A 16,548-nucleotide genomic window follows, 5' to 3' on the forward strand; every position below is an offset into this window, starting at 1 on the left:
GGAGTGTTCGCCTATAAGCGAGCAATGTCAATAGCGCGAGGAGGACCGCGAGCCTCACGGCATCGCGATCGCCTTGCCGTTGCAGCGCCCCTCGACCTGGTCGACGACGGCATGCGCCATCGTCTGCCCGCGGATGCGGCGCAACCGCACGCGCAGCCATTCGCACGCGTCGGCGTCGCCGTGCGCGTCCTGCCAGCGATACACCATCGATGCACCGGCCAGTTGCACGCGGTACGGCGCGCCAAGCGCGGCACGCAGTTCGTTTTCCTTCATGCCGATGTGGACGTCTTCGATGCGCATGTGCTGCTCCTTGTCGGGGTCGGAGCCAGCCTCGCGCACGGCGTCGCCGCGCGGCATCGGTAGATGCCGCGTCGGTTTGTAGGAATTCCGGAAGCGCGGCGTCAGCCGCGCAGGCGCGCGCAGTCCGCCGCGAGTTTGCCGATCGTGTCCCAGTCGCGGGCGGCCAGCGCGTCCTTCGGCACCATCCACGAACCGCCGACGGTGATCACGTTCGGCAACGCGAGATACGCCGGCGCCTTCGCCGCGTCGATGCCGCCGGTCGGGCAGAAACCCACGTGCGCGAACGGTCCCGCGAAGGCTTTCATCGCGCCCACCCCGCCCGCCGATTCGGCCGGGAAGAACTTGAAGCGCGCGTGTCCTTCGTCGAGCCCGTGCATCAACTCGCTGGCAGTCGCGATCGCGGGAATGAAGGGAATCGCCGACGTCGCGGCCGCGGCGTACAACCCGTCGGTCACCCCGGGCGAGATCGCGAACTGCGCGCCGGCATCGGAGACCGCGAGCAGATCCTCGCGCTTCAGCACCGTGCCCGCGCCGACGATCGCATTGGGGACCTCGCGCGCGATGCGCTCGATCGCCGCGCGCGCGACATCGGTGCGCAGCGTGACTTCGAGCACCGGCAATCCGTTGTCGGCAAGCGCGCGCGCCAGCGGCACGGCGTCGTCGAGGCGCTCGATGGTCAGCACCGGCACCACCGGTGCGGCCCGCAGGATCGCATCGACCGCCGCGATGCGCGATTCCATCGTCCAGTTCATGTCGTTGCCTTCGCGCTCGCGCGCAACGCCATCGCCGCGCCGAGCAAGCCGGGCTGCGGGTGCGTGATGCAGTGGATGGTGACGTTCTCGAGCCAGGCGGCGAAGCGGCCCTTCGCCAGGAACTTCTCGCGGAACGCGCTGCTGCGCAGGAACCCGAGGAAGCGCGGCACCATGCCGCCGGCGATCACCACCGTGCGTGCGCCGTGGATGAGCGCGGCGTCGCCCGCCACGCTGCCCAGCACCGCGCAGAAGCGCGCGAGCGCGCGCCGCGCCGCGACATCGTGTCCGGCGAGCGCGGCGGCGACGATGTCGGCCGGGTCGCGCAACACGACCTTCGCGTCGAGATCGTGCGTCGCCCCGCGCAACACCGCATCGACGTGCGCAAGGCCCGCGCCGCACAGCACGCGCTCGTTCGAACACCGGCCGAACTGCGACGTCAGCCAGCGCGCGATCGCCTGTTCTTCTTCCCCGATCGGCGCGTACGTCACGTGCCCGCCTTCGGTTTCGACCGCGTGCCAGCCGTGCGTTTCGTCGCCGACGAGCATCGCGACACCGAGGCCCGTGCCCGGGCCCATCACGGTGACCGGGCCGCGCAACGGACCCGACGTCGGGCCGTGCAGCGTTTCCCGATCGGCCTGCGTCAGCGCAGGCACGGCCCAGGCCACGGCGCCGAAATCGTTGATGACGCGCAGTTCGTCGAAGCCGAGCGTCTTCTGCAACGCGCTGCGACTGAACGACCACGCGCGATTGGTGAGCCGGATCTCGTCGCGATCGGCCGGACTCGCGACCGCGAGCGCACCGCGTTTCGGCGCGACGCCGACTTCCGCCAGGTAATGTTCGATCGCGTGTTCCAGGCTCGCGAACTCGGAGGCCTTCAGCGCGCGCATCTCGCGCAGCGTCGCCGTCGGCGCATCGAGGTCGGTCAGCGCGAACCGGGCATTGGTGCCGCCAATGTCGGCGACGAGCGCCACGTCCGGCGCGCAGGCCCGCTTCGAGGCGGCGTCCATCGTCATCGCGCGCCCTCCTCGTCCGTCCACAACGCGCTGCCGCCCGCCTCCGCGGTGCCGACCTGCGCGCGCATCATCGCGAACAATTCGCGACCCATGCCGGTGCGGTTGGCCGCGAGGTCGGCGCGATGCGGTTCGCGCGCCTGCCATTCGGATTGGGGAACACCGATGTCGATCGTGCCGGCATCCGCGTCGATGCGGATGCGGTCGCCGTCGCGCACGCGCGAAATCGGGCCGCCGTCCGCGGATTCCGGCGTGACGTGGATCGCCGACAGCACCTTGCCCGACGCACCCGACATGCGGCCGTCGGTGAGCAACGCGACGCGCTGCCCGCGGTCCTGCATCGCCGCGAGGGTCGGTGTCAGCTTGTGCAGTTCCGGCATGCCGTTCGCACGCGGGCCCTGGCCGCGGATGACGGCGACAAGATCGCCCTGCAGCGTGCCTTCCTTGAACGCGGCGAGCAGGTCGTCCTGCGATTCGAACACGCGCGCGGGCGCTTCGATCCTGCGGTATTCCGGCGCGACGGCGGAGATTTTCACGATGCCGCGGCCGAGCGTGCCCTGCACGCGACGCAAGCCGCCTTCGACGTCGAACGGATCGGCGGCCGGGCGCACGACGCCTGCATCGAGTGTCACCGCGGGCGGATCGCGCCAGCGCAACGCGGTGCCGTCGAGCCAGGGTTCCATCGCCTGCTGGCGCAGGTCGCCGCCGCTGACGCACGGGATGTCGGCATGCACGAGGCCGGCGTCGATCAGTTCGCGCAACACGAAGCCGATGCCGCCCGCGGCGTGGAAGTGGTTCACGTCGGCGGCGCCGTTGGGATACGCGCGCACGATCAGCGGCGTGACGCGCGAGAGTTCGTCGAGGTCGTCCCAGTCGATGATCACGCCCGCCGCACGCGCCATCGCGACGAGATGGATCGCGTGGTTGGTCGATCCGCCGGTGGCGGCGAGCGCGACCATCGCGTTGACGATCGCGCGTTCGTCGATCGTCCGGTACAGCGGCCGGAAGTCTTCGCCGAGTTTGCTGATGCGCAGCGATTGTTCGGTCGCCGCCACCGTGAGCGCATCGCGCAGCGGCGTGCCCGGGTTGACGAACGCGGTGCCCGGCATGTGCAGGCCCATCGCTTCCATCATCGTCTGGTTGGAATTGGCGGTGCCGTAGAACGTGCAGGTGCCAGGCGCGTGGTACGAGGCGGCTTCGGCGTCGAGCAGTTCCTCGCGCGTCGCCTTGCCTTCGGCGTAACGCTGGCGGACGGCCGCCTTTTCCTTGTTGGTCAGGCCCTGCGGCATCGGGCCTGCGGGCACGAAGATCACCGGCAGGTGGCCGAAGCTCAGCGCGCCGATCAGCAGGCCCGGCACGATCTTGTCGCACACGCCCAGGCACAGCACCGCGTCGAACATGTCGTGCGAGAGCGACACGGCGGTCGCCATCGCGATCGCGTCGCGCGAGAACAGCGACAACTCCATGCCGACGCGCCCTTGCGTCACGCCGTCGCACATCGCCGGCACGCCGCCGGCGACCTGCGCGCTGCCGCCCGCGTTGCGCGCGGCCATGCGGATCAGCGTCGGGTAATGCTCCATCGGCTGGTGCGCCGAGAGCATGTCGTTGTAGGCGGTGACGATGCCGATGTTGCCGGTGTATCCGCCGCGCAGGCGCGGCTTGTCTTCGCCCGACGCCGCGAAGGCGTGCGCGAGGTTGCCGCAGCTCAGGCGCATGCGCGCCGGGCCTTCGTGCGCGGCGGCGGCTGCATCCATGCGCGCGACGTAATCGCCGCGCGTGCGGCGGCTGCGTTCGACGATGCGTTGGGTGACACGTTCGACGACAGGGTGCATCAAGGACTCCAGTGCACGTGCACGTCCGTTTCCCCCTGCCCCAATGCGGCCACGGGGAAGGACGAGACTCTGGTGGACGCGCGCGCTTTGCGCAACACCTCGCGCTTGCCCTCGCCCGTGATCGCGAGGATCAGCCTGCGCGAATGCAGCAGGTGCGAGAGCGTGAGCGAAATGCGCGGGAACGGGGCTTCGGGGGGCAACGGATGCGGATCCACGCGCGTGGCGGGCAGCGCGTTGTCGAGGTCCATCGCTTCACGCAATTGCGGCGCGCCGGGGAACAACGAGGCGGTGTGTGCGTCCAGGCCCATGCCGAGCACGACCGCGTCGAACAATTCCGGATACACCGCAAGGCGCCGGCGCGCATGCATTTCCGAACGCGCGCAATCGCCGTCTTCGGTCGTCAGCGACTCGATGATCTCGCCGCGCGCACCATCGAACGCATGCCGCAGTTCGGTCACGTTGCACGCGGGATGATCGTGCGGCACGCAGCGTTCGTCGGTGGGGAACATCACGACGCACGACCAGTCCAGCCGCTTCGCCGCGAACGCACGATACGCCGGCAACGGCGTGCGTCCCCCGGCGAGCGCGAGCAACGCGCGGCCGCGCGTGTCGATCGCGTCGCGGCAGCGCGCGTGCAACTCGTCGGCGAGCGCTTCGGCGAGCGCTTCGGGACTTGCGTGGTCGTGTTCGATCCAGGCCATCACTCTCGCCAGGTGTGGCCATGGCGTTCGGTGATCGCCACGGCGCTCGCGGGACCCCACGTGCCGGCGGGATAGGGTTTGGGCGCGATGTCGTTCGCGCGCCAGCCGTCGATCACCGCGTCGACCCATTCCCACGCCGCTTCGGTTTCGTCGCGGCGCACGAACAGCGTGCCGTTGCCTTCCAGCGCGTCGAGATAGAGGCGCTCGTATGCGGGCCGACGCGACGCGGCGGCGAACTCTTCGTGCATGTCGAGGTCGAGCGCGACCTGCGACAACTGCAGACCCGTGCGATCCAGGCCCGGCGTCTTGCTCATCAGGCGCAGTTCGATGCGTTCTTCCGGCTGCAGGCGGATCGTCAGTGCGTTCGGCGCGATGCGCGCCCCCGGATCGAAGATCGAATGCGGCACCGCGCGGAACTGCAGGTGGATCTCGGTCGCGCGACTCGGCAGTCGCTTGCCCGTGCGCAGGTAGAACGGCACGCCGGACCAGCGCCAGTTGTCGATGTGCGCGCGCAGCGCGACGAAGGTTTCGGTGCGGCTCGTCCGGCCGAGTTCCTCGACGTAGCCCGGCACGACCCTGCCGCCGACCGCGCCCGACGTGTATTGCCCGCTGACGGTTTCGTGCAGCGCTTCGGCGCGCCCGATGCGGCGCAGCGAACGCAGCGCCTTGATCTTCTCGTTGCGCACCGCGGTGGGCTCGAAGCGCGACGGCGGCTCCATCGCGGTCAGGCACAGCAACTGCAGCAGGTGGTTCTGCACCATGTCGCGCATGGCGCCGCTGGTGTCGTAGTAATCGCCGCGACCTTCGACGCCGACCGTCTCCGCCACCGTGATCTGCACGTGCTGGATGTGGCGAGAATTCCACAGCGGCTCGAACATCGCGTTGCCGAAGCGCAGCGCGATCAGGTTCTGCACGCCTTCCTTGCCCAGGTAGTGGTCGACGCGGAACACGCGGTCTTCGTCGAACACGCACGCGACGCCATCGTTGATCGCGATCGCGCTGGCGAGGTCGTGGCCGATCGGCTTCTCGAGCATCACGCGCGTGCCGGGACCAGCCAGGTCGAGCGCACCGAGCGCGTCGCAGATGGGGCCATAGAAACGCGGCGCGGTGCTGAGGTGGTAGAGGATGTCGCCGTCGCGCAGTTCGCGGATGCGCGCGCCGAGGCGTTCCATCGACGCGCCGTCGCTGCTGTCGGCCGGCTGGTAGCCGATGCGCGCGAGCAACGTGTCGAGCGAGCCATCGTCGAGATCGGCGGCCGGCACCTGCGCGCGCACGGCGTCGGCGACGTTCGCGCGGAAGGCCGCATCGTCGAGTTCGCTGCGCGCGGTGCCGAGGATGCGCAAGCCGTCCGGCAGCAGGCCCGCCTGCTGCAGTCCATACAACGAAGGCAGCAGCATGCGCTGCGCGAGGTCGCCGGAGGCGCCGAAGATGACGAGCAGCGTGGCGGGCGAAGCAGGCGTAGCGGGCATGCGGCTGAATGGGGGTTGGGCGACGGTAAAGACTAAACCGCATTGCCCCTACCCGCGGTGACGGCGGCTGGCCTTGCATACGATTACATGGGGGCTACGATCCGTGCGATGTAGACGGAGGCCCCTGTGAAGCGCGCCGTTACATTGCTTCTTGTTACATGCACGAGCGCCGCGTTGGCCGGCGATCCGCATGCCGGCCACGCCGCGGGCGCCGTCGACTTCAAGGTGCATTGCGCGCCGGCGGTGCAGGCCGGCTTCGATCGCGCGCTCGCCCTGCTCCACCACATGACCTATCCGCAGGCGCGCGCGGCGTTTCGCGAGGTCGCCGAGCGCGATCCGAAGTGCGCGATGGCGCACTGGGGCGTGGCGTCGACGCTGTTCCAGCCGCTGTGGCCGACGCGACCCGATCTCGCCGAGCGCCAGGCGGGCTGGAATGAAGTAGAGCGCGCACGCGCGATCGGAACGAAGGATCGTCGCGAGACATTGTTCGTCGACGCGACGGCGGCCTTCTTCCAGGACCCGGCTTCCGAGGACTACTGGGCGCGCATCCGTCGCTGGGCCGATGCGTCGGCGCGCGTGCATGCGGCGTTTCCCCGGGATGCCGATGCGGCGGCCTTCCACGCGCTGGCCGTGCTCGCGACGACACCGCAGGATCGCGCGACGCGTGCGAACGCAGACGAAGCCGCGGCGATCCTTGCGCCCGTGCTCGCGCGCACGCCCGACCATCCCGGCGCGATGCACTACCTCGTGCATGCCGACGACGTCCCGGGCCGCGAGCGCGAAACGCCGAACGTCGTGCATCGCTACGAATCCGTCGCACCCGATAACCCGCACGCGCTGCACATGCCCACGCACGTGTACACGCGCCAGGGCGACTGGGCCGGCGTCGTGCGCGGCAACCTGCGCGCGGCGGATGCGGCGCTGCGTTACCCGGCGGGCGAGCGCGGCGAATTCGTGTGGGACGAGTTCCCGCATGCGATCGAGTACCTCGTGTACGCGTACCTGCAGGAAGGCGACGTTGCGAACGCCGTGAAGCAACGCGATCGACTGCTCGCGACACAGCACCTGCAACCGTCGTTCAAGACCGCCTTCCACCTTGCGTCCGTGCAGGCGCGCATTCCGCTGGAAACCGGCGACTGGAACGCCGCGGCCGCACTCGTGCCGCGCCAACCCGCATGGGTCGCGTGGGACAAGTTTCCGTGGCCGGAAGCGATCGCGCAGTTCGCGCACGGCCTGGGGTCGGCGCGCATCGGCGAACTCGATGCAGCGCGCACCGCGCATGCGCGTTTGCAGGCGCTCGAAGCGAACGCCGCGCGTGCGGGCGAATCGCTGTTCGAGCGCAACATCCGCGTGCTGCGACTCGAACTCGAAGGCGCGCTCGCGCAGGCGAACCACCATGTCGACGATGGCATCGCCAAGTTGCAGGCCGCGGCGCAACTGGAATCCGGCACGCCCAAGCACGCAGTGACGCCCGGACCGACATTGCCTGCGGAAGAGTTGCTCGCACAGGCCTATCTCGCGAACGGCCAGCGCGCGCAGGCACATGACGCTTACGCGCGCGCGCTTGCGCATTACCCGAATCGGCGCAACGCGAAACTCGGCTTGGAAAGCAGCGCCTCGCATTGATCGCGGGTTAACCCGCCGCACACGACCGCACCCGTGCCCCGATCGCGTTCAACCGGACGCCGGACGTGCGTCCGGCGCGATTCGTGGAGGTTCCCGATGCGTCGAATCCAGATCGTGCTCGCCGCGACGCTCGCGGCCGCCTGCGTGGCGGTCCTCGCCGGCGAAAAAGACAAACCGGCCGCGCCCTTCTCCGACCAGCAACTCATCGACAGCGCGATGAAGGCCGCGCCGGCGAAAGTCGCCAGCGGCGCGAAGATCGTCGCCGCCGACGACAAGGGCGGCATGCGCATCCTGCGCGAAGGCAGCAACGGGTTCACCTGCATGCCCGACAACCCCACCACGCCAGGCCCGGATCCGATGTGCATGGACGAGGCGGCGATGGCATGGGCGAACGCGTGGATGGGCAAGCAGTCGCCGACCGTCGGCAAGGTCGGCCTGATGTACATGCTCGAAGGCGGCACCGATGCGAGCAACACCGATCCGTACGCGACCGCGCCGTCGGCGGAGAACCACTGGGTGGAAACCGGGCCGCACGTGATGATCGTCGGCGCCGCGCCCGAGTTCTATGCGATGTATCCGGGCAACGCCGACCCCGACACCTCGGTGCCTTACGTCATGTGGGCGGGCACGCCGTACCAGCACCTGATGATTCCGGTGCGCTGATCGCCGCGCGCGTCGCGCAAAAAGAAAGGGCCCCCGTTGCCGGGGGCCCTCGTGTCGCCGACGAGTGCGACAGGTCTTACTTGAAGTTGTTCGAACCGATGACGACCTGGGCGCCGTTGCGCAGCAGCACGTCGCGTTCGATCTTGGACGACCAGCCGGTCTGCGTGAACGGCGTGCGCGTCTTCGCGCCGAGGCGCGTGTAGTTGCTGTACGACATGTTGCCGTTGTGCTTGCCGTTGAGCGTGTTCGTGTTGTAGACCACGCCGGTCGCCGAGTTGTAGCGGAACGTGTTGTTGGTGACCGTCAGGCCGTTGATGCCCACGGTGCCCATGCCGAGGCTGCCGTTGTATTCCAGCGTGCAGCCGGTGATCGTCACGTTGGTCGTGCGGTTCCAGATGTTGATGCCGTACTTCTTGTTGTTGTTCAAACGGCAGTTCTGGATCAGCACGTTGGTGCAGGTGTAGCCCGCGTCCGGCTCGATGTCGATGCCGCACTCCGGCGCCGTGCCCTGCGTGTAGCTGAACTCGGAGTCGTAGACCTTGATGTTCGAGCAGTTGGTGATCGACAGGCCCTGGCGACGGTTGTTGGTCGAGATGATGTTGGCGATGACCACGTCCGAGGACGCGCCACCGATGCACACGCCGTCGCCGGTGCACTTCGACACGCGGAGGTCGCGGATCGTGATGCGCTTGGCGCCGCTGCCGGCGTAGATGCCGTGGCCCCACTCGTGGGTACCCGACACGGCGGAATAGTTGTGCGTGTCGCGGTCGCCGACCAGCTGGCCGCCGGCGACTTCGACGTCGGACTTGCCGCTGAGGTTGATGATGTAATAACGCGACAGGCCGTTGGTCTTCGCCTTGAGGATCGTGTTCGGATCCATCTGCAGCAGCATGAGGTTGCGGCAGTTGATCTTCTTCGCCACGTCGATCAGGTACGTGCCGGCCGGGATCTGCACGATGCCGCCGGTGGTCGGCAGCGAGTTGATGGCGGCCTGGATGGCGGCCGTGTCGTCGTGGAGACCGTCGCCGTAGGCGCCGTAGTTCTTCACGTTGCGGATCGTGGTGCCGCGCGCGCGGGTCGGCGGCGTGGTCAGCGCGAAGGCCGGCAGGGAAACGCCGCCGATCAGCAGCGGGACCGCGACCAACGCGGAGTTCTTGATGAAGGCGCGGCGCGCGGTGTTCGTGGACTGCATGGTGTTTCCCCTCGTTGAAGTTCAAACCCGGGTCATCGCCGGGGCGAGGGCAAATGTAGATACCACGTGAAAGATGGGAAGCAGAATTTCGCAATTCTGCGGATTGGTCCACGTGTACGGTTCAGCTTCGAATTCTGAATGCGAAAAAGACGCTCCAAACGCCTGATTTTTGTGATGTTACAAAAATGCTAAAGCGAGAAATCAGGCACGTCTTGCGCGAACTCAGCAGCAAACGGGATGTTGCGACGGCGTGAAAATCGCCTCGCTCTTCACGCCAGTTGCGAGGTTTGTGAGGTCGGGCGTAACGTTGGCCCCAAGCGGGCCTCCCGCCCGCATCCGGAGGTGCAGCATGGCCGTCTCCGCATTCACGCAGCCGATCGATCGCGACTTCGCGGACATCAACATCACCCCGCTGGTCGACGTGATGCTGGTCCTCCTGATCATCTTCATGGTCGCCGCGCCGACGCTGACCAAGTCGGTCGAGTTCAACCTGCCGCAGCCGGCCCCGCACATCGTCGATCCGCCGCAACGCATCCACCTGGCGATCCTGGCCGATGGTTCCGTCACCTGGAACGGCGCGGCGCAACCGTTCTCCGCGTTGCAATCGTTGATGGAAGTGGAAGCGCAACGCGATGCGAAGCGGCCGCCGGTGCTCGAGATCGATGCGAGCGGCGACGCGGATTACGGCGTGGTGACGCGCGTGCTTGCGCAGGCGCGTTCGGCACGGCTGGACAACATCGCGTTCGTACAACGCTGAGCGCGAGCGGAGCCTGCAACGGAAGAGGCTGGTCACGCGACGTGGATCGCGTGCTGCGTAGCGTCCACGGCACCGCGATGCGACGTGCATCGCCTTGCCGAGGATGTCGTCATGCAAGGAAGCAAACCGCTGCTGTTCGCGCTGTCGTTGTCGCTGCTCGCAGTCGCGTGCAATCGCAACGCGGAATCCCCTGCAACGCCGGCCGCGCCTGCGACGCTCGCCAACGCCGTGACGCCAGCGACGCCGGCAACCGCGGCCACGCCTGCAAGCACGCCGCCGCAGGCGGATGCGCAGATGCAGGCCGTGCTCGACCAGCTCGGCAAACTTGGCGGCAAGCCGATCGAAACGCTCACCGCCGTCGAGGCACGCAAGCAACCCTCGCCTGCCGATGCGGTGAAGGCGTTGCTCGAGTCGCAAGGCAAACCGACGACGCCGGAAGCCGTCGCGAAAGTCGATAACCGCACGTTCCCCGGCCCCCGCGGCGCGGTGCCGATCCGCATCTACACGCCCGAAGGCGAAGGACCGTTCCCCGTCGTGCTGTACATCCACGGCGGCGGCTGGGTGATCGCCGACCTCGACACCTACGACGCGAGCCCGCGCGCGATCGCCAACGCAGCGAAGGCGGTCGTCGTGTCGACACACTATCGCCAGGGCCACGAGCATCCCTTCCCCGCCGCGCATGAAGACACGAAGGCCGCGTATCAGTGGCTGCTGAAGAATGCCGCAAGCCTGGGCGGCGACCCGAAACGCATCGCCGTGGTCGGCGAAAGCGCGGGCGGCAACATGGCCGCGAACGTGTCGATCGCCGCGCGCGACAACCAGTGGCAGGCGCCGCTCGCGCAGGTCCTGGTGTATCCGGTCGCGGACGACGACATGAATTCGCCGTCGTACATCGAGAACGCGAACGCCAAGCCGCTCAACAAACCGATGATGGAATGGTTCGCGAAGAATTACCTGGGCGATGCGTCGAAGGCGTCGGATCCGCGCATTGCGCTGGTCGATCAAGCGAACCTCGCCAACCTTCCGCCGACGACGATCATCCTCGCGCAGATCGACCCCTTGCGTTCGGAAGGCGAACGACTCGGCGAGAAGCTGCGTGCCGCGGGCGTGCCGGTGACGGTGCAGCGTTACGACGGCGTCGCGCACGAGTTCTTCGGCATGGGTGCCGTGGTCGACAAGGCGAAGGACGCGCAGCAACTGGCAGGCAAGCAGCTGCAGGCAGCGTTCTCGTCGACCGCGCCAGCGTCGACCGCGCCGGCGTCGAACGCAACCTCACCCTAACGGATGCTCGCGTTTGGAGATGCGATAGCCGATCAGCCCGACCAGCAGGATGCCGACGTTGCCGGCGAGATCGAGCAGCATCCACTTCGTGAAGATCGGTTGCACGAAGTAGAAGTACCAGTTGAACGCGAAGAACGGGATCGAGCCCAGCAGGCCGAAGACCAGGAAGGTCTTCGGCGTGAACTTCGAGAACCAGATGATCGCACCGCACAGCACCGCCTGCGCGCCGAAGCACGCGATGAAGACCGAAGAGGCGGGCGTGAGCACCTGGTGCTCGGGGCGGATCGTCAGCTGCTCCACCATGCGCGGCAGCAACATGCACCACGTGCCGAGGATGATGAAGATCGCGGCGAGGATGCGCTGGAGGGTGGCCGATGTCATGGCGCGGACTCCGTCGTGCGGGACGCGCGGCCTACTTTAGCGCGCAGTCGCCCACGCGCGTGAAATCGAGGTCCTCGTAGTCGGAACTGAAATCGCCTTCCGGATCGACCTTCGCCATCCGCATGCGGCCGTCGGCGAAGTCGACCCAGGCTTCGAGATCCACGCGGTCTTCGTCCCAGTCCACGCGCCAGCGGCCGTCCACCGCGACGATCGTGCCGACCATCAGCGGCGACTTCTCAGACTGCCAGCGCAGGCGCCCGTTCGCGGGACACACGCGCACGGTGCCGAACCACGGGTCGCGCCACGTGCCCGTGCGCGCGTCGTCGAACGGCGCCGTCACCGGCGTGCGCGGCGCATCGGGTTTCGTCTCGTGCTTCGCCTTCGCTTCGGCGTCCTTGTCTTCCGCGTCGAGCTCGTCGGCGTAGCGCGCGATCGTGACGCCCTGCCCCGGCTTCGTGAAAGTCTTCAGCAACACTGTGCTCAGCGCGGTGCGCGCATCGTCGGCGTCGCCGTTGATCATGAAGACGAAGCCGCTGCGACGATCGGGCAGCAGCACCATCGCCGAATACATGCCCGACAACGTGCCCGTGTGCGATACGGTCCATTGCCCGTCGACATCGGCGAGCCGGAAGCCATACGCGTACGCAAGCGCGTGCGTGTTGTCCCAGCGCACGCGGCGCGAGGAAATCGGCATCGGCGTACGCGCCTTCCACATCTCCTTGCGCTGTTCTTCCGACAACCACGCCTTCGCCTGCGCATCGGGCGCGAGCCACGCCTGCATCCAGCGCAGCATGTCGTCGAGGCTGCAGCGGATGCCGCCGGCGGCGGCGGAGGTGATCGCGGGGACCTGCGCGTCGTCGACGTTGTCGCCGGCGACATAACGGCCGTCGGGCTTGCGCACGTTGGGCTGCGCGACATCGCCGGTCGCATCACGGTCGAACGCACCGACGCGGCAGCGCGTCATCCCCAGCGGCTCGAAGATCTCGCGTTGCACGAGCGTTTCGTACGGCGCGCCGCCCGCGGCCGCGGCCACTTCGCCGGCGACCACGTACAGCAGGTTGTCGTACGCATAGCCCGAGCGGAAGCTGTAGGCGGGCTTGATGTGGCGCAGTCCGGCGACGATGTCGTCGCGCGTGAAGTTGTTGGGTTCCGGCCACAGCATCAGGTCGCCGCCGCCTTCCGGCAGGCCGCTGTTGTGCACCAGCAGGTCGCGCACCGTCATCTCGCGCGTGACCCACGCATCGAACATCGCGAAGCGCGGCAGGTGCTTCACCACCGGATCGTCCCAGCGCAACTTGCCCTGGTCGACCAGGCGCGCAAGCACGCTCGCGGTCATCGCCTTGGTGTTCGAGGCGATCTTGAAAATGGATTGCGGCGTCAATGTTTCGCCGCTGCCGGCCACGCGCTCGCCGCGCGTGGTCGCATACGTGATCCTGCCGTCCTCGATCACGCCGACGGCGATGCCGGGCAATCGATAACGCGCGACCGCATCGTCGACGATGCGGTCGTACGTAGCGTTCGATGACGGTTGTTGCGGTGATGGCCCGGCCTGCGCGCCGAAGGCGAGCAGGCCGAGCATCATGCAAAGAACGGTTCGCTTCATCCTTCCACCCGGAAAAAAAACGGCGGCCCGGGGGGCCGCCGGGGGTGCCTTAGAAATCCAGCGAAACCGTGATCTGGCCGTAGCGCGCCGCCTGGTAGCCGGTGCCCTGGCCGTACAGCGGGTTGATCAGGCCGATGGCGTTGGCGAGTTCGCGATCTTCGTTGACCTCGTTGACGACCTGGCGGTCGAAGAGATTGAAGACGGCGAACTTCACCGACAGGTCCGAAGCGCCGAACGAGTGCTTGTACGTCACGCTCGCGCCGACGTCCCATTCCCACGGCAGGCGATCCTCGCTGCCGCGCGGGAACAGCGTGTACGTGCGTTCCGGATGCGACGCATCGCAGTTCGCGGTACACACGTAGAACGAGTGGAACTCGGTCTCGTCGAACGGGTTGCCGACGCCGAACACGCTGACCGGACGGCCCGAACGACCATCCAGCGTCGCGCCGAACTCCCACGCGTCGTTGAGCGCATACGTGCCGTTCAACTTGATCTGGTGGCGACGATCGTTCGGCAGGTAACCGTGCGCGTTGAAGTTCACCCACGGATTGTCGAACGCCTCGGTACGGCCGGAGTCGGAGAAGTCCGTGTCGGAGTTGACGGGGCCTTCCGCGTTGCCCTGGCTGAAGGCGAGCGTGTAGGACGCGTTGAACGACCAGTTGTTGTCCCACGCGCGGTCGAGCACCAGCTCCATCGCCTGGTAGTCGCGGCGCGGCTTCATCCAGCCGGTCGACCCGACGAAGTTGCCGTCCACGTCGTACAGCGCCCAGCCCGTGTTGCGGGTGTCGATGTCGACGAAGGCGTCGTTCTCGCCGTCGCAGTCGGTGTCGCTGTAGATGGTCGCCACTTCACCCGGGTTGCCCATGATGAAGCCGCCGACTTCGCAGAGCCCGTTGTACGTGATCTCCATGTCGTCGATCGCGTTCGTGAGCTTGCGGAAGATGCCGCGCGCGCCGAACGACCAGTTCGCGTCGATCTGCTTCTGGAAGCCCAGGATCAACTCGTCCTGGTAGACCGGATCCATGTCCGCGTCGACTTCGCCGCGCACGTCGGGCACGGTGCCGTCGCCCTGCGAGTCGTCCACGTCGCCGAGCTGCTCGCCGAGGATCGGGATGTTGTTCTCGTCGAAGCCTTCGAACACGTAGAACGTGCGGCGATCGAGGAACGGACCGGCCTGCTTGATGTTGATGACGTTGGCGACCGGCAGGAAGTAACGACCGACGTTGCCGAAGATCTTCAACGAGGAGTCGCCGAGGATGTCCCAGGAGAAGCCCAGGCGCGGCGCCCACATGTTGTCCATCTTGATGTAGCTGACGCCCTCGCCGTTCTTGTTGTCGAACTCCTCGTTGCGGATACCGATGTTGAGCAGGAAGTTGTCGGTGATCTGCCAGTTGTCTTCGAGGTAGTACGCCGAGTTGACCGTCTCGAAGTTGCCTTCGTTGCGGACCTCGCGCGTGCGGACGTACGCGTCGACGCCATCGGGCGTGGGCACGCCGTTGACCTCGTCGCCGGCTTCGAAGACTTCGAAGCGACGGCCGTCGCCGGGATAGCGCTGGTTGTAGAAGCTGGTGTTGTTCTCGTGGTCGTAACCGAAGCGCAGCAGGTGGTCGCCCAGCTGCCAGTCGAAGTCCAGGCGGTACTGCTCGCGATCGTCGGCGCGCGCGATCACGGCCGTGTTGCTGGTGCAGCCGAGGAACCCCGAGCCCACGCGACGGTCCTGCACGAGCGAACACTGGTCGTCGGTCAGGCTGTGGATGTCGGAGGTGCGGCTGTTCTCGCCGTACATCGCCTTCATCGTGAAGGTGTCGGTGAGGTAGCCGGTGTACGTCAGGTTCCAGTTGTCGCCGCCGCTCTCGTTGAACGTGGTGTTCTGGTAGATGCGCGCGCCGTTGAGGTCCTGCGCCGGCTCGATCCCGTACTCGTCCGTGGTGAGCTTGGTCTTGTCGGAGAAGCCCATCGCCGAAATCACGTGGTCGCTGGTGATCTGCCAGTCGACCTTCGCGCCCCAGAAGCCGGGGTTCGAACGGCCATCGAAGAACGTGTCGTAGGTGTCGTCCGAATTGCGCGGATCGTACTTGCGCGCTTCGTACATGCCGAAGAAGAACAGCTTGTCCTTCACGATCGCGCCGGACGCCCAGAGGTTCAGCGCCGCGCGGTCGAACTCGTCGTAACGCGAAATGCGGCCCGGGTTGTCCTGCTGCTCGCTCTGCAGCCAGTCGGGTTCGTACACCAGCTGCGCGCCGGCCTTGAAGTCGTTGGTACCGGACTTGGTGACGGTGTTGAGCACGCCGCCGGTGGTGCGGCCGAATTCGACCGAGTAACCGCCGGTCTTGACCTGGAATTCCTGGAAGAAGTTGAACGGCACCGTCGAGAAGCCGACGCGGTTGTAGAAGTCGGTGATGTTCAGGCCGTTGACGTAGACCGCGTTCTCCGCGACCGACGAACCGCCGAACGACACGCCGCCGAATTCGCCGCGCACCACGCCCGGGGCGAGCAGCGCCACCGACAATGCGTCGCGCTGCACCGGCAGGCGATCGATCTGTTCGATGGTCAGGTTGGTCGCCGTTTCGGTGGAGCTCACGTCGATCGGCGAGATCGACGAACCCGTCACCGTCACCGCTTCCAGCGTCGCAGGCCCCGTGCCGACGTCATGCGTCGTCGCGTTGCCGAGGCTGATGGTGACCGTCTGGATGCTGCCGACCGCGGCACCGCCCGACTGCACCTCGACGGTGTACCTGCCGACCGGCAGCAACGGGAAGCGATAGCTGCCGTCCGCATCCGCCGTGACCGTGCGTTCGAAACCCGTCTCCGGATTGCGCACCGTGACCTGCGCGCCCGCGGGCACGTGGCCGACGAGCGAACCGTCGGTGTTGGCCGCGAACGCAGGCATCGCGAGCGGCATCGACAGGGCCATGCCCAGCGCGAGCCACAACGTCGACTTCTGCAAGGCGTTCTTCTTCACTCGGTTGATCCCCTTCATG

General features: G+C 67.2%; 14 protein-coding genes. 4 read left to right on the forward strand and 10 right to left on the reverse strand.

What is annotated here, in order from left to right:
• Window positions 1-54: 54 nt before the first annotated feature.
• The 6 genes from LK996_RS11380 to zwf all read right to left on the reverse strand — a co-directional run bounded on the left by LK996_RS11380 (window position 55) and on the right by zwf (window position 6,064).
• Window positions 55-300, reverse strand: coding sequence for a hypothetical protein (locus LK996_RS11380; protein WP_230527339.1), 246 nt, complete (start codon window positions 298-300; stop codon window positions 55-57).
• 101 nt (window positions 301-401) lie between these two features.
• Complete coding sequence (locus tag LK996_RS11385) at window positions 402-1,040, reverse strand: bifunctional 4-hydroxy-2-oxoglutarate aldolase/2-dehydro-3-deoxy-phosphogluconate aldolase (protein ID WP_230527564.1); 639 nt, start codon at window positions 1,038-1,040, stop codon at window positions 402-404.
• A gap of 8 nt (window positions 1,041-1,048) precedes the next feature.
• On the reverse strand, window positions 1,049-2,065 hold the full coding sequence (glk, locus tag LK996_RS11390; protein ID WP_230527341.1) for a glucokinase: 1,017 nt from the start codon (window positions 2,063-2,065) through the stop codon (window positions 1,049-1,051).
• Window positions 2,062-3,894: a phosphogluconate dehydratase gene (gene edd, locus LK996_RS11395; protein WP_230527343.1), complete on the reverse strand. Its 1,833-nt coding sequence runs from the start codon at window positions 3,892-3,894 to the stop codon at window positions 2,062-2,064. Before edd ends, glk begins: the two co-directional genes overlap by 4 nt.
• Window positions 3,894-4,595: a 6-phosphogluconolactonase gene (gene pgl, locus LK996_RS11400; protein ID WP_230527345.1), complete on the reverse strand. Its 702-nt coding sequence runs from the start codon at window positions 4,593-4,595 to the stop codon at window positions 3,894-3,896. The genes edd and pgl overlap by 1 nt, the downstream gene beginning before the upstream one ends.
• Window positions 4,595-6,064, reverse strand: coding sequence for a glucose-6-phosphate dehydrogenase (gene zwf, locus LK996_RS11405; protein WP_230527346.1), 1,470 nt, complete (start codon window positions 6,062-6,064; stop codon window positions 4,595-4,597). Before zwf ends, pgl begins: the two co-directional genes overlap by 1 nt.
• Before the next feature lie 126 nt (window positions 6,065-6,190).
• Here zwf and LK996_RS11410 point away from each other — a divergent pair, with 126 nt between their 5' ends.
• Window positions 6,191-7,690, forward strand: a complete 1,500-nt coding sequence (locus LK996_RS11410) for a tetratricopeptide repeat protein (RefSeq protein WP_230527347.1) — start codon at window positions 6,191-6,193, stop codon at window positions 7,688-7,690.
• A gap of 96 nt (window positions 7,691-7,786) precedes the next feature.
• Window positions 7,787-8,353 carry a hypothetical protein gene (locus LK996_RS11415; RefSeq protein ID WP_230527348.1) on the forward strand — a complete coding sequence of 189 codons (567 nt, stop codon included), beginning with the start codon at window positions 7,787-7,789 and terminating at the stop codon, window positions 8,351-8,353.
• A 76-nt stretch (window positions 8,354-8,429) separates the two neighbouring features.
• Here LK996_RS11415 and LK996_RS11420 read toward each other — a convergent pair whose 3' ends face one another.
• Window positions 8,430-9,545 carry a right-handed parallel beta-helix repeat-containing protein gene (locus LK996_RS11420; RefSeq protein WP_230527349.1) on the reverse strand — a complete coding sequence of 372 codons (1,116 nt, stop codon included), beginning with the start codon at window positions 9,543-9,545 and terminating at the stop codon, window positions 8,430-8,432.
• A gap of 349 nt (window positions 9,546-9,894) precedes the next feature.
• Here LK996_RS11420 and LK996_RS11425 point away from each other — a divergent pair, with 349 nt between their 5' ends.
• Both LK996_RS11425 and LK996_RS11430 read left to right on the forward strand, forming a co-directional pair.
• Complete coding sequence (locus LK996_RS11425) at window positions 9,895-10,302, forward strand: ExbD/TolR family protein (RefSeq protein WP_230527351.1); 408 nt, start codon at window positions 9,895-9,897, stop codon at window positions 10,300-10,302.
• Window positions 10,303-10,413: 111 nt separating this feature from the next.
• Entirely contained in the window at window positions 10,414-11,583 is a 1,170-nt protein-coding gene (locus tag LK996_RS11430) for an alpha/beta hydrolase (protein ID WP_230527356.1), read from the forward strand.
• Here the strand turns inward: LK996_RS11430 and LK996_RS11435 are convergent.
• The 3 genes from LK996_RS11435 to LK996_RS11445 are packed head-to-tail and all read right to left on the reverse strand — an operon-like array spanning window position 11,575 to window position 16,529.
• A complete protein-coding gene (locus tag LK996_RS11435) occupies window positions 11,575-11,964 on the reverse strand; it encodes a hypothetical protein (RefSeq protein WP_230527357.1) in 390 nt (129 codons plus the stop codon). The two genes, LK996_RS11430 and LK996_RS11435, sit on opposite strands and share 9 nt — an antisense overlap.
• A 31-nt stretch (window positions 11,965-11,995) precedes the next feature.
• Window positions 11,996-13,567, reverse strand: coding sequence for a serine hydrolase (locus tag LK996_RS11440; protein ID WP_230527359.1), 1,572 nt, complete (start codon window positions 13,565-13,567; stop codon window positions 11,996-11,998).
• Between the two features lie 49 nt (window positions 13,568-13,616).
• Window positions 13,617-16,529 carry a TonB-dependent receptor gene (locus LK996_RS11445; RefSeq protein ID WP_230527361.1) on the reverse strand — a complete coding sequence of 971 codons (2,913 nt, stop codon included), beginning with the start codon at window positions 16,527-16,529 and terminating at the stop codon, window positions 13,617-13,619.
• Between the last annotated feature and the right edge of the window lie 19 nt (window positions 16,530-16,548).

The sequence above is a fragment of the Noviluteimonas lactosilytica genome, from assembly GCF_020866925.1.
In the GTDB taxonomy this organism is placed as follows: Bacteria; Pseudomonadota; Gammaproteobacteria; order Xanthomonadales; family Xanthomonadaceae; genus Noviluteimonas; species Noviluteimonas lactosilytica.